The 13516-nt window shown below is 59.8% G+C and carries 15 protein-coding genes; 10 read left to right on the top strand and 5 right to left on the bottom strand.

Annotation, left to right across the window (positions count from 1 at the left end; genetic code table 11):
* Nucleotides 1–50 precede the first annotated feature (50 nt).
* Nucleotides 51–965, top strand: coding sequence for a helix-turn-helix domain-containing protein (locus ASC97_RS06215; RefSeq protein ID WP_057467482.1), 915 nt, complete (start codon nt 51–53; stop codon nt 963–965).
* Between the two features lie 12 nt (nt 966–977).
* Here the strand turns inward: ASC97_RS06215 and ASC97_RS06220 are convergent, their stop codons facing one another.
* Nucleotides 978–1877 (bottom strand): LysR family transcriptional regulator, encoded by a 900-nt coding sequence (locus ASC97_RS06220; RefSeq protein WP_057467483.1) that lies wholly within the window; start codon nt 1875–1877, stop codon nt 978–980.
* Between the two features lie 78 nt (nt 1878–1955).
* Here ASC97_RS06220 and ASC97_RS06225 point away from each other — a divergent pair, with 78 nt between their 5' ends.
* From ASC97_RS06225 to ASC97_RS06255, 8 genes are all read left to right on the top strand, one after another.
* Complete coding sequence (locus tag ASC97_RS06225; RefSeq protein ID WP_244481401.1) at nt 1956–3833, top strand: IlvD/Edd family dehydratase; 1878 nt, start codon at nt 1956–1958, stop codon at nt 3831–3833.
* 237 nt (nt 3834–4070) lie between these two features.
* Nucleotides 4071–5231 (top strand): fumarylacetoacetate hydrolase family protein, encoded by a 1161-nt coding sequence (locus ASC97_RS06230; RefSeq protein WP_057467484.1) that lies wholly within the window; start codon nt 4071–4073, stop codon nt 5229–5231.
* A 132-nt stretch (nt 5232–5363) separates the two neighbouring features.
* Entirely contained in the window at nt 5364–5642 is a 279-nt protein-coding gene (locus ASC97_RS06235) for a hypothetical protein (protein WP_057467485.1), read from the top strand.
* A 154-nt stretch (nt 5643–5796) separates the two neighbouring features.
* On the top strand, nt 5797–6249 hold the full coding sequence (locus ASC97_RS06240; protein ID WP_057467486.1) for a helix-turn-helix domain-containing protein: 453 nt from the start codon (nt 5797–5799) through the stop codon (nt 6247–6249).
* 188 nt (nt 6250–6437) lie between these two features.
* Entirely contained in the window at nt 6438–6689 is a 252-nt protein-coding gene (locus tag ASC97_RS06245; RefSeq protein ID WP_057467487.1) for a DUF2934 domain-containing protein, read from the top strand.
* Between the two features lie 294 nt (nt 6690–6983).
* Nucleotides 6984–7160 (top strand): hypothetical protein, encoded by a 177-nt coding sequence (locus ASC97_RS34595; RefSeq protein WP_200959442.1) that lies wholly within the window; start codon nt 6984–6986, stop codon nt 7158–7160.
* Between the two features lie 47 nt (nt 7161–7207).
* Nucleotides 7208–7939 (top strand): glutathione S-transferase, encoded by a 732-nt coding sequence (locus tag ASC97_RS06250; protein ID WP_057467488.1) that lies wholly within the window; start codon nt 7208–7210, stop codon nt 7937–7939.
* A gap of 83 nt (nt 7940–8022) precedes the next feature.
* The gene (locus ASC97_RS06255; RefSeq protein WP_057467489.1) at nt 8023–8817 is read left to right on the top strand and encodes an SDR family NAD(P)-dependent oxidoreductase; all 795 of its coding nucleotides are present in this window, start codon (nt 8023–8025) and stop codon (nt 8815–8817) included.
* A 40-nt stretch (nt 8818–8857) separates the two neighbouring features.
* Here the strand turns inward: ASC97_RS06255 and pcaF are convergent, their stop codons facing one another.
* Genes pcaF through ASC97_RS06270 form a run of 3 tightly spaced genes read right to left on the bottom strand, consistent with a single transcriptional unit; the run spans nt 8858 to nt 11708 of the window.
* On the bottom strand, nt 8858–10063 hold the full coding sequence (pcaF, locus tag ASC97_RS06260; protein WP_057467490.1) for a 3-oxoadipyl-CoA thiolase: 1206 nt from the start codon (nt 10061–10063) through the stop codon (nt 8858–8860).
* Nucleotides 10064–10846 carry a CoA-transferase subunit beta gene (locus tag ASC97_RS06265; protein WP_057467491.1) on the bottom strand — a complete coding sequence of 261 codons (783 nt, stop codon included), beginning with the start codon at nt 10844–10846 and terminating at the stop codon, nt 10064–10066.
* Between the two features lie 10 nt (nt 10847–10856).
* The gene (locus ASC97_RS06270; protein WP_057467492.1) at nt 10857–11708 is read right to left on the bottom strand and encodes a CoA transferase subunit A; all 852 of its coding nucleotides are present in this window, start codon (nt 11706–11708) and stop codon (nt 10857–10859) included.
* 129 nt (nt 11709–11837) lie between these two features.
* Here ASC97_RS06270 and ASC97_RS06275 point away from each other — a divergent pair, with 129 nt between their 5' ends.
* Entirely contained in the window at nt 11838–12593 is a 756-nt protein-coding gene (locus tag ASC97_RS06275) for an IclR family transcriptional regulator (RefSeq protein WP_057467493.1), read from the top strand.
* Here the strand turns inward: ASC97_RS06275 and ASC97_RS06280 are convergent.
* Complete coding sequence (locus ASC97_RS06280; protein ID WP_057467494.1) at nt 12590–13489, bottom strand: helix-turn-helix domain-containing protein; 900 nt, start codon at nt 13487–13489, stop codon at nt 12590–12592. The two genes, ASC97_RS06275 and ASC97_RS06280, sit on opposite strands and share 4 nt — an antisense overlap.
* Nucleotides 13490–13516 lie beyond the last annotated feature (27 nt).

Raw genomic sequence — 13516 nt, forward strand, 5'->3', positions numbered from 1 at the left:
AACGTGGCTAGACTATCTGGAAGGGAGCCGCTGTCTCCTAAAAAGGGAACATGGATTTGGCGGAAAGTAAGATCGAACGAAGAGCCGTCTATCAGCCGGGAGCCAGCAGCATCGAAGGGTTGCCGACGGCACTCCAGATGTTTCACAATCACCCATCAGTGATGCTAATGCCGCATTGGCATGTGCAGGTCGAGGTCAACTACATCATGCGCGGCAGCGTGCATTATAAGATGAACGGCCACGACATCAGCATGACCGCTGGTGACATGTGCCTCTTCTGGGGCGGGCAACCACACCAGATGGATGAGTGCAGCGATGACGCCATCTATGCCGGGGGGCATCTGCCGCTGGTTTATTTCTTCCGTATGCGTCTGCCGATCAATATTTCCAGCAGGCTCATGAAAGGCGAGATTCTGTTTACGTCGACGACCGATGCGGCAGACACCGAGAACTTTCAGCGCTGGGTGCGCTACGCGAAGTCAGGCGATCCGGCAAAGGCCCAGCATGCCGTTGAAGAGATGCTGCTTCGGATAGAACGAATCGCGCTTGAGCCTTTTTCGATGCTTGCATCAAACGGGCTGTCCGATACGGACGACATCGAGCAGGCTTATCCACAGTCTTCGCGCAGTGTGGCGCGCATGTGCGACTTCGTCGCCGCCAACTTCCTGCAGGAAATCGATTCGGTAGACATTGCCCGCGCAGCGGATCTTCATCCGAAATACGCGATGAACCTTTTCAAGAAGACGACCGGGATGACACTCAACAAATATGTCAACCTGCTTCGGCTTTCGCGTGCGCAGGCAATGCTCATGAAGGATGGCGCCAACGTTTTGCAAGTGGCAATGGACAGCGGTTTCGGCTCGATCAGCGCCTTCAACAAGTCGTTCCGGCATATTTCGGGCATGTCGCCATCGGACTTTCGTCGGGATGCGCGCCTGGTGACGCTACACACGCCCGTGCCGTGAGGCGCTTTCGCGTCAGGCCGATTCGAACAGCTTGTAGAGCAGCTCCGCGGAGGCGGAGAGATCGCGGTCCTTGAGCTTTACGAGCCCAAAGTCGGGCACCGAAATATCGCCTACAATCGACAGGATGCGCAAAAGGCCATGTTCTTCCATGAGCCGGGCAACGGGCTCCGCCAGAATACCAAGGCGTTGGCTCTGCAGCATGAGAAGCATCGTCAAAAGCGCGTCCGACGTGGAGACGACGCTCGACGGGACAATCCCGTGGCGTCTGATGAAATCGTCCACGACGTGGCGAAGAAACGAACCGTGCGGCTGCAGGACCCAGCTCTGCTGGCGCAGGTCATCCTCCGCAGCGACTGCTTTCTTTGCCAAGGGGTGATTCGCCGCGACGACGACCCTCAGCGTTTCCTTTCCAAGGGGGATATGATCGAACCAGAGTGGATTCATGCCGCTCGGAATGCGGCAGACCGCGAAGTCGAGGCGGCGGTTGAGGACGTCTTCCAAGAGAACATCGCTGCTGCCGACGGTAATGCTGACGTCTATCGTCGGATGCGTCTCGAAAAGCCGCTTGAGCGCGGGCGCGACATAGTCGGCCGCAGGCGTCATGATGGTGCCAAAGGCGACGCTGCCTCCCTGCCCGGCCGCTGCCACCACCATCTCGTACTCGGCCCGCTGCGCCTCGGCCAGAAGCATCTTTGCGTGGCGTACGATCACGTCCCCCTGCGTGGTCGAGATAAGACCCCTGTTGTGCCGCTCGAAAAGCTGGTGGCCCGACATCTGCTCGAGTTCGTTCAACGTCCGTGACAGCGCCGGCTGGGAGATACCGAACATTTCGGCCACAACGCCCAGCTTGCCGTGCTCGCTCAGCGCCACCAGCATTCGCAAGTGTCGCAGCTTGAACCCGTCCAATCCCATGCAAATCCCGCCTGATATAAGGTAATTGCATATCAGAATACGAAAGACTGATTATACAATCCAGTACCGATCAGCTAAATGCATGACAACAATGGCGTCAACGCAAGGAAAATTACCGTGGTTGAGAAAACCCCTGCCCCGCACAGTCCAAACGCAGTCCAGGATAAGACCGAAGGGCCACAGCTTCGCTCGAAAGCCTGGTTCGACAATCTTGCAAATCCGGATATGACGGCACTCTACCTCGAACGCTACATGAACTTCGGATTGAGCCAGGACGAGCTTCAGTCGGGTCGGCCGATCATCGGTATCGCGCAGACCGGTTCGGACCTGTCGCCTTGCAACAGACATCACCTCGAACTGGCAAAGCGCGTGCGGGAGGGCATCCGTGACGCAGGCGGCATTGCCATCGAATTTCCGGTGCACCCGATCCAGGAGACCGGCAAGCGCCCCACCGCCGGTCTGGACCGGAATCTTTCCTACCTCGGTCTCGTCGAGGTGCTCTACGGCTATCCTCTCGACGGCGTGGTCCTGACCATCGGGTGCGACAAGACGACGCCAGCCTGTCTTATGGCCGCGGCAACCGTCAACATTCCTGCGATCGCCCTCTCGGTCGGTCCGATGCTGAACGGTTGGTTCCGCGGCGAGCGTACGGGATCCGGCACGATCGTCTGGAAAGCCCGCGAAATGATGGCCCGCGGCGAGATCGACTATCAGGGCTTTGTCAAGCTTGTCGCGTCGTCTGCGCCGTCGACCGGCTATTGCAACACCATGGGTACGGCAACGACCATGAACTCGCTTGCCGAAGCCCTCGGCATGCAGCTGCCGGGAGCTGCCGCAATTCCTGCGCCCTACCGCGACCGACAGGAAATATCCTACGAGACCGGTCTTCGCATCGTCGAGATGGTCCGCGAAGACCTGAAGCCCTCGGACATCCTGACCAAAGAAGCCTTTATCAATGCTATCCGGGTCAACTCGGCGATCGGCGGCTCCACCAATGCGCCGATCCATCTCAACGCACTTGCACGCCACGTCGGCGTCGAGCTGAGCGTCGACGACTGGCAGACCTACGGCGAGGAAATCCCGCTGCTCGTCAACCTTCAGCCGGCCGGCGAGTATCTCGGCGAGGATTACTATCACGCCGGCGGCGTGCCTGCTGTCATGGGTGAGCTGATCAAGCACGATCTGATCAACACCGGCGCGCTGACGGCGAACGGCAAGACAGTCGGCGAAAACTATACGTCAGCCGTCATCGAGGACGAAAAGGTCATTCGGCCGTTCGAGCGGCCATTGAAGGAGCGCGCCGGCTTCCGCGTTCTGAAGGGCAACCTCTTCTCTTCAGCCATCATGAAGACGAGCGTGATCTCCCCGGAATTCCGCAACCGCTACCTGTCCAATCCCAATGATCCGGAAGCATTCGTCGGTCGCGCCGTCGTGTTCGACGGGCCAGAGGACTATCACCGTCGCATCGACGACCCGTCGCTTGCCATCGACGGTACGACCATCCTCTTTATGCGCGGAGCCGGCCCCATCGGCTATCCGGGAGCGGCTGAGGTCGTCAACATGCGTGCCCCTGATTATCTGCTGAAGCAGGGAATCTCCTCCCTGCCTTGCGTCGGCGACGGACGTCAGTCCGGCACGTCGGGTTCGCCCTCGATTCTGAACGCCTCGCCCGAAGCGGCTGCCGGCGGCGGCCTCGCCATCCTGAGGACGGGCGACCAGGTGCGCATCGATCTCAACAAGGGAACGGCCGATATCCTGATCAGCGACGAGGAGATCGCGTCGCGCCGGGCAACACTCGATGCGGCCGGCGGTTATGCCTATCCCGAGAGCCAGACGCCCTGGCAGGAAATCCAGCGCAGCTATGTCGGCCAGATGGAGACCGGCGCGGTGCTCGAACCGGCGGTTAAATATCAGCGCATCGCTCAGACCAAGGGTATCCCGCGCGACAACCACTGACACCAGACGGCGCGCTGAGCGGCGCGCCGCTACTTAGGCAGGATTATCTAAGTGTTGTGGGCTCATGTCGGGAAGGCATCGAGCCCACATCTTTTGAAGTCGGCCGGTCGCTTTTTCCTTTGCTGGCCTTGCCCGTCGGAAGCGAATGTGATCGATTTTCGCGGCCGCTGGGTTGGAGGGCGGCTCGATACCTTTCATCGAAGAGCGCGTCCATCGCTCGTGTGACGGAAAATGACGATGTCTGATACTCTCCTGGATACTGCTGCTTCCGGCGGCTTGTTTGTCGGTCGTGCCTGGAACCCCGCGGTCAGTGGTCCAAGCGTAGTCACCCTTCGTGACGGGCAGCTGGTCGACATTACTTCCAAGAGCGCTCCGACGCTGAGCGCACTTCTGGAACAGCCGGACCCAGCCGAATTCACCCGCGCGGCAAAGGGGGAACAGCTCGGCACGCTGTCGGAGATCCTCGCCAACAGCACAGGCACGCGCGACCCATCCCTCCCCCACCTGCTCGCACCGACCGACCTGCAGGCGATCAAGGCCTGTGGCGTTACCTTCGCCCAATCGATGATCGAACGGATAATCGAGGAGAAGGCGGCCGGAAATCCCGACCGCGCCGCATCGATACGCGAACGCGTCAGCACGCTGATCGGCGGTACCCTCACCAATTTGAAGGCCGGCTCCGCGGAAGCGGCAAAGGTCAAGCAAGCGCTGATCGAGGAAGGCATGTGGTCGCAGTACCTCGAGGTTGGCATCGGACCGGACGCCGAGGTCTTCACGAAGGCCCCGGTGCTGTCTTCCGTCGGCTGGGGGGCCGATGTCGGTCTGCATCCGATTTCCACCTGGAACAATCCGGAGCCCGAAATTGTACTTGCGGTCAACAGCCGCGGCGAGATCAAGGGCGCTACGCTCGGCAACGACGTCAACCTGCGCGATGTGGAAGGACGTTCGGCACTGTTGCTCGGCAAGGCAAAGGACAACAATGCCTCGTGCTCGATCGGCCCCTTCATACGCCTGTTTGACAAGACCTATGGCATTGACGACGTTCGCCAGGCGGAACTCGATCTCAAGGTTACAGGCGAAGACAGGTTCGTGCTTCATGGCAAGAGTTCGATGTCGAAGATCAGCCGCGATCCGACCGAACTCGTGAAACAGACATGCGGCGCCCACCATCAGTATCCGGATGGCTTCATGCTATTCCTGGGCACGCTCTTTGCGCCCACGCAGGATCGCGATGCACCGAATCAGGGCTTCACCCACAAGGTGGGCGACGTCGTCGAGATCTCGTCCGCCGGTCTGGGTTCGCTGGTCAACACGGTGCGACTTTCAACCCAATGCCCGCAATGGACCTTCGGTATTTCCGCGCTGATGACCAATCTTGCGAAGCGTGGCCTGCTCTAGCTCAGACTTCCCAAGCTCGGCCTCGGGCCGCTATGCCAAAAAAGTGTTCACGATCCTCGTCCTATCCCTGTTTGTTGCGCACTTCCTCACATATATCCGTCGATAGGATTGTGCCGAATATGCGAGGATGCCATGAACGTCAAAGCTATTGCCCTGATCGGCATTGCGATCCTTGCCGGCTGCACCAAGGACTATTCCTCGCCCGGTCTCGATCCGATACCTGGAAGCGTCATTTATAATGGGCAGCCCCGAACAAAGCTGACAAAATCCCCGATCGGGTCGACCTTCCCGCACACTTTCATCGACCAGTACGGACAGCAGGTGGAGGAAACCTACATGATTCAACCGGATCGAAGCCTAAAGATCGTGCATCGCGAATATCGGCCCATCCGTTTCGACGGCCGTGACTAGACCGGAGCGACCGATCAACGTTGATCCGAGGAAATCACATGATCGTCAAGAACGAACAATTGAACTTGATAATCTGCTAAGACACACTGCTGTCGCTGGGAGCGGTTTGCCGGAATAACCGTTTCGCATAATTCCGGCACATGGAACACGTAAGATGAATGCAAAGACGCCGAACGCAATTGACATCTATGTAGGTTCGCGGGTGAGAATGCGCCGACAACTGCTCGGACTCAGTCAAGAAAGGCTTGCCGAGCAGATAGGTGTAACTTTCCAGCAAGTGCAGAAGTACGAGAAAGGCGTGAACCGTATCGGCGCCAGCCGGTTGCAGCGGATTGCCGAAGTGCTGAGTGCATCGCCGAGTTACTTCTTCGAACAGGACCCGTCCGAACCGCTCTCGCTGGCTGGTCTCGACATGACAATCGCTACAGATCCGGTCGCAGAGTTCCTGCACTCGAAAGAGGGGCTCGCCCTCAACAGGGCATTCATCAAGATCACCGATGCTCTGCTCCGGGAGAAGATCGTGGCTCTGGTGAAGGCGATGGCGCAATCTCAGGGCGACCGGCCGGCTGCTCGTGCTTCACCGACGTCAACGGTGAACCCGAACTGATCCAGCTTCCCGTTGCTAGAAAACGGTATGCTTCCAGGACGTTGTACCAACCGCCTGATCGACGAATGCTGCGATGCGAAAGATATTTTTGCACTGTGTCAAAATTCGCTTGAAATGCTTCGATTCCTCTGGAACTCTACCTCTCAGTATCGCGTTACAACGAGGCAGTTTTGCACTGGAGATCGGCGATGACTGAAACTCAGCAAGAGTGGATCAAGAAGCGTGCATATGCGCTTTGGGAAGAGGAAGGCCGCCCTGCCGGCCGTGATTTCATCCATTGGGAACAGGCGAGACGGGAGCGCGAAGCGCTGGAAGGGTCTGCAGCATCATCCGACGGCAAGGAAGTGAAGACGCGCGTCAAGCGCGCTGCTACCGTTCCGAAGGCAAATGGCGCTACCAAGGCGGGCCCCAAGAAAATCGCTGTCGGAAAGTCTGCCTGAACGGGTTCGTTCTAGTTTACCTCCGGAGTTGGGCGCCCCTCCCGGCGCCCCTTTATTCGTCACACGCCTGCATCAATTCTCCCCTACAACCAGTACCTGCGCATCTCCGGTCGATGGCGGACTCTGGCCGCGCGAAATATGCGACAGCGGCACCCGGCTATGGAACAAACGCCGATGTCGGATGTTTTCCGCCAAAGTAGGAGGATCGCCATGAACCGAAGTTATTTCGATGCCATTCTGGTCTCATTGATTGTCGCAGGCTGCTACATGTTCATCGCTCCGGTATAAGATACCATGTCCCTTCTGGCTTTTGCCGCAATCGCCTATTTGGCACTGGCTATCGCTCTCGTGCTGGCGATTGACAAGCTGGTCGCGCTGTTGTTCCGTGAAACGCGCCCGCAGAATTCGCTTCGGCCATCGGCCGTCGACAAGATGCTCGCCGTATCGCGACAGTATTATCGCCGCTGGTGATCGTGCGGTGAGCGACGGGGCAAAAACTCGACGGATTGAGAGACCGTATGGCGTTTAAACTCTATTACTGGGACGGCATTCAGGGGCGCGGAGAGTTTATCCGACTGGCGCTTGAGGATGCGGGCGCAGACTATATTGATGTGGCCCGCATGTCCGGCAAGGGTGGCGGAACAGACACAATGCTCGAGATCATGGGTAGCCGGTCGGAAGCCGAGATTCCTTTTGCGCCGCCCTTCCTTCAGGATGGCGACCTTGTTATTTCGCATGTCGCCAACATACTGTTCTACCTCGGTCCCAAGCTCGGGCTTGCGCCCCAGCAAGACAGGCTGCGCTATCGGGCTAATGGGCTTCAACTGACCATCACCGATTTTGTCGCTGAAGTGCACGACACGCACCATCCCATTTCCACCTCGCTCTACTACGAAGACCAGAAGACAGAGGCAAAGGCTCGCTCGGCAGCGTTCATCAAGGACCGCATCCCGAAATTCCTTGGCTATTTCGAACGGGTCCTGCAACAGAACCCTTTCGGTGCAAGTCACATGGTGGGAAATTCCCTCAGCTACGTCGATCTTTCGCTCTTCCAGATCATCGAGGGTCTGACCTACGCGTTTCCCAACGCCATGAGGGACCACGAACGTCAGTATCCGGGTCAGGCCGCCCTTCACGCATCCGTGCGCAGTCGACCGAATATTGCGGGATATCTCTCTTCTCCGCGCCGACTTGCCTTCAATGAAGACGGCATCTTCAGGCACTATTCGGAACTCGACGCGGTGCGCTGATTGTGCCCGTCGCCTTGCCGAAAGACGACACGGCCTGATAGGCTTTCGTTATTCATTCAATACGACTGGAGATCGCTGCTGCCATGCCAAATCTTGCTCAATCGCTGGCCACCATCAAAATTCCGGACCTCGCAGGCAAGGCCGTCCTGATCACAGGCGCCTCGACAGGCATCGGCGCGGCGCTCGCGCGCGCCTTTGCGGCACAGGACATGAAAGTGGCCATCCACTACAATGCCAGCCGCGAACCCGCCGAGACGCTGGCGGATGAGATCCGAGCCGGGGGCGGAACCGTGCACCTTGTACACGGCGACGTATCCAGGGAGGGGGAAACCGAGCGCCTGGTGGAGGAGTCGGCCAAGACCTTCGGTCACCTTGATGGATTGGTGAACAATGCCGGCGGCATGCTCGGGCGCAAGCCGACATCGGAATACACCGACGAGCATTACACCAAAGTGATGGATCTGAACGCTCGTTCGGTGCTTGCCGCGACCCGGGCAGCTCATCCCTGGCTAAAGAAGCAGGGTGGCTTCATCATCAATACGACATCGATCGCAGCTCGAAACGGCGGCGGCAACGGCGCAATCCTCTATGCCGCGTCGAAGGGTTTCGTCTCGACCATCACCCGTGGTCATGCCAAGGAGTTTGTGGCGGACCGGATCCGCGTCAACGCGGTGGCGCCGGGTGTCATCGCCACTCCGTTTCACGAGCGATATACCAACGACGAACAGATGGAACTCCAGCGCAAGTCCATTCCCATGGGCTTCGTTGGAACGCCGGAGGATTGCGTGGGTGCCTATCTTTTCCTCGCCTCGCCGACGCTCTCGGGCTACGTCACGGGCCAGATCATCGAGGTCAACGGCGGACAGTTGATGCCCTGAGGTTTCGCCAATGGGCCGGGTGCACCGGCAATTGCATGCTTCACACCCGTTCCAGCGCAATAGCAATGCCCTGCCCGACGCCGATGCACATGGTCGAGAGCGAATACCGGCCGCCGGTTTCGCTGAGTTCCAGCGCGGCCGTGCCGGTAATGCGGGCGCCCGACATGCCGAGGGGATGTCCGAGCGCGATGGCACCACCGTTGGGATTGACGCGCGCATCGTCGTCGTCGATGCCCAGTTCGCGCAACACTGCCAGCCCCTGCGACGCGAAGGCTTCGTTGAGTTCGATAACGTCGAACCGGTTCTGCGACATTCCGAGGCGTGCCATGAGCTTGCGTGATGCCGGCACGGGCCCGACGCCCATGACCCGCGGCGGCACGCCGCCAGTGGCACCGCCGAGAATGCGGGCGATCGGGGTCAGGCCGTATTTTTTCGCAGCAGCCTCGGAGGCGATAATCAGGGCCGCCGCGCCATCGTTGACGCCGGAGGCGTTGCCCGCAGTGACTGTCCCGCCCTCCTTTTTGAAGGGCGTGCCGAGCTTGGCCAGCGTTTCAATGGTGGTTGTGCGTGGATGCTCGTCTTCGTCGACGACAACGGCATCGCCCTTGCGTTGCCGGATCGAGACAGCAGTGATTTCCTTGCCGAGGCGGCCACTGGCCTGCGCAGCCGCTGCCTTTGCCTGGCTGCGGACGGCAAAGGCATCCTGATCCTCACGGCTGACCTTATAATCCTCGGCGACGTTCTCGCCGGTTTCGGGCATGGAATCGATGCCGTATTGCTTCCTCATCAGCGGGTTGACGAAGCGCCAGCCAATTGTCGTATCGTAGATCTCCGCGTTTCGCGAAAAAGCGGCATCGGCCTTCGGCATCACGAAGGGTGCGCGCGACATGCTCTCGACGCCGCCCGCGATCATCAGCTCCGCTTCGCCGGCGCGGATCGCGCGGGCAGCGGCGATCACCGCGTCCATGCCTGAGCCACAGAGGCGGTTGATCGTGGTGCCTGGAACCGAGAGCGGCAAGCCAGCCAACAACAGCGACATGCGCGCCACATTGCGATTGTCCTCGCCCGCCTGGTTGGCGCAGCCGAAGATCACGTCGTCGACGGCCTCCCAGTCGACGGAACCGTTTCGCTCGACAAGCGCCCGCAACGGCACAGCGCCGAGATCATCGGCGCGAACGGTCGAAAGCGAGCCGCCGAAGCGGCCGATCGGAGTGCGAATGTAATCGCAGATGTAAGCCTCAGCCATCTACGCGACCTCCCTGTCGCCCTGATGGGCCTTCTTGGTGCGGGCGTTGATGTCGCGCAACGTCGCCAGCTCGATTTCGGTCGGAACGGGGGTCTCGATTACCCGATCGGCGAATTTTATCGCCCAGCCGCAGTTTTCGACAATCTGCTCGCGGCTGGCACCGTGATGGATCGACACCACGGTCAGCTCTTTTGTCTCAGCATCGGGCTCGAGAATGCAAAGGTCGGTGATCACGCGGGTCGGACCCTTGGTCTTCATGCCAAGGCGTTCGCGGTGATTGCCACCCTCACCGTGGCCCATCGAGGTGATGAAAGGCAGTGTCTCGACGAAACCGCGCTTGGAGAGCGCCATGGTGATAAAGATCTGCCCGCAATTGCTGGCGATCTCCGGTGCCCCGCCGCCGCCGGGCAGGCGGACTTTGGGATGATCGTAGGGACCTACGACCGTCGTGTTAAGGTTGGCGAACTTGTCAAGCTGAGCGCCGCCGAGGAAGCCGGTGGTGACGCGCCCCCCCTGCAGCCAATAGCGAAACATCTCGGGCACCGAGACCGTGAAGAGCGCGGTGTCACATAGTTCGCCGTCCCCGATCGATAGCGGCAGGACGTCCGGCTTGGTGCCGACGGTGCCGCTTTCGTATATCAGCGTGATATCGGGCGCATGCGTCAGGCGAGCGACGTTGCAGGCGGCCGACGGTGCGCCGATGCCAACGAAGCAGACATCGTCATTGGCGAGTGCTCGGGACGCGGCAATGGTCATCATTTCAGTGGGGGTAAAATCGTTCATGCCGCACTCCTCATGCCAACCGCTTCTTCGCATGCCGGGCAAAATCCTCCGGTCGTGCCTGCATGACGTTTTCGTCGATCCATTTCTCGAAGCTCCCGCGGTCGCGCGCAATCTCGTCCCAGGCGATGTAGAAGGCGTTCGACCGGGGATAATAGCCCTGCGCATAGGATGGGAACGCCCCGCCGGGCACCTCGGCCACGGCCGTCACCGCCCAGCTCGGCAAGACGACGGAATTCGGCGACGGTGCATCGAGCTCGTCGACGATTTCCTCGACGGTCACGATCGAACGAGCGGCGGCGAGAACTGCCTCCTTCTGAACCCCGACGATGCCTTCCAGCAGCACGTTTCCCTTCCGGTCGGCACGTAGCGCATGGATGATCGTGACGTCGGGGCGGATTGCAGGAACCGCGGCAAGAACTTCACCGGTGAACGGGCATGTCACCGATTTGATGTTCGGATTCACCTTCGGCAGATCGGCGCCGATATACCCGCGCAGCATGGCAAAGGGTAGATTGGCAGCCCCCGCTTCATATGCGTTCGCCATCGCGGCATGGCTGTGCTCCTCGATCTCCAGCGGCTTCGGCCATTGGTTCTCCACTGCGTCGCGGAAGCGATGCAGCGAGCCAACACCGGGGTTTCCGCCCCAGGAGAACTTCATGCCGCGCGCGGCGCCGACGCCGATCAGTTGGTCGTAGAGAATGTCCGGCGTCATCCGGACGAGATACAAGTCCTTGCGTCCCTGCCGGATCACTTCGTGACCGGCTGCGTAAGGAATGAGGTGCGTGAAGCCTTCCATGGCAACGGTATCACCGTCCCGGACGTTTTCCGCCACGGCTTCCTTCAAGGTTAGGATCTTTGCCATCTGGTCTCCCGCATTCGCTGTCGAGTGGGCGCAATAAGCGCCTCTCTCAAACTCTCGTCAAATATTTTGTGCGTTATTTGACATTTGTTCATATATCGCACATATTGACGATATCGAGGGGAGCACGAAATGCGCGAAACCGACTTCGTCAGCGGCTTCGCCAGAGGCCTGAGGGTGATCGAAGCGTTCGAGGAGACGCGGCAGCGGCTTTCCATCGCCGAGGCGTCGAAACTCACCGGCCTGGATCGTGCCACGGTGCGTCGATCGCTGCTGACGCTCGCAGAACTCGGCTACGCCGATTATGACGGCAAGTTCTTCGCGCTGACGCCGAAGATCCTGCGGCTCGGGCACGCCTATCTGTCCGCCACGCCACTGCCAGCGCTCATTCAGCCGCATCTCGATCAGTTGTCGGAAAAGGCCGGCCAAAGCGCCTCTGCATCTGTTCTCGACGGCACGGAGATCGTGTATATCGCCCGCGCCTCGCAACGCCGCGTGATGTCGATCAATCTCACACCGGGAAGTCGGCTGCCCGCCTACTGCGCATCGATGGGCCGCGCGTTGCTCGCCTCCCTGCCGGAAAGCGAAGCCCGTGCAATCCTTGAGAAAACGGAGCTGAAGCAAAATACTCCGACCACCAAAACCGATCCGGAGGAACTGATCGCCGAGCTCCGCCGGGTGCGGGCACAAGGCTACGCAATCATTGATCAGGAACTGGAAATAGGTCTCTGCTCGATTGCGGTGCCCGTCGAAAACGACCGTGGCCAGACGGTCGCGGCGATTAACATCGGCGCGCCGGCAGCCCACGTCTTAGCATCGGCAATGGCCGAACGCTATCTGCCACTGCTGCAGGAGACGCGGAATGCATTGCGGCTCGTCCTGCGCTAGGACGCGCTGAGGCCGCCAAGTTTCGCGCGTTCGGCGAGCCGCCAGCTCCGTGGCGTCTGGCCGACCTGCCGCAGGAAGAACCTTGAGAAATAAGCAGGGTCCGTGAATCCCAGGCGATAGCCGATTTCCTGTGCGCTGTCGAAGGTGAATACCAGCTCGCGCTTGGCTTCGTCGATCAACTTGCGGGCGATCAGCTCGTGGGTTCCAAGACCGGTCGTCGCCTTCACGATCCGGTTCAGGTGCGTGGGCGAAATACCCAGTTCGCCGGCATAATATCCGGCCGGCTTATGGGACCGATAATGGCGCTGGATCAGTCCGCTCAGCAGTTCCATCCTTCGGTCGTTCTCGTCTGGGGCCGCTTTGCCATCCGGACCCTCCGAAGACAGCCGAGCCGTGAGCTGCAATGCCGTGGTCAGATAGGCTTCGAGCAGATCCGTGCGCCCGTTGCGACGGGCTGCGAACTCGACGCCGAGACGGCGCAGCGATTGCGCGACGTAGGCGGCATCCTCATTCGCCATGTCGAGTGGCGTCAGATGCGGCCTTGCAAGCCACGCACCGAGCCTGCTGCGATCGCCGGGTATCGTCTTCAGATGCGATGTCAGAACGGTGATGACGAATCCGTCGACGTCCCTGGAGAAGCGAAAACCATGATCCCGCGCTGGCGGGACCGTGACGACCGAGTGGGCTAGGATCGTATGCCATGCGCCATCGAACAGAGCCTGGCCTGAACCGCTATCTATGTACAATATCTGAAAGAAACTGTCGTGGCGGTGGGGGCGTATCTCCCAGTCATGCAGACTGCTTCGTGATGGAATCGTTTCGCAATGCAGCCAGAAATCCGGATTTCGGGCGACATTTTCACCATACAGCTCGTAATTGGGAACAGATTTCGCCATCGCGCGCCACCAACTCAATGTTCGATT

The sequence above is a fragment of the Rhizobium sp. Root1203 genome (assembly GCF_001424945.1).
Taxonomy (GTDB): Bacteria; Pseudomonadota; Alphaproteobacteria; order Rhizobiales; family Rhizobiaceae; genus Rhizobium.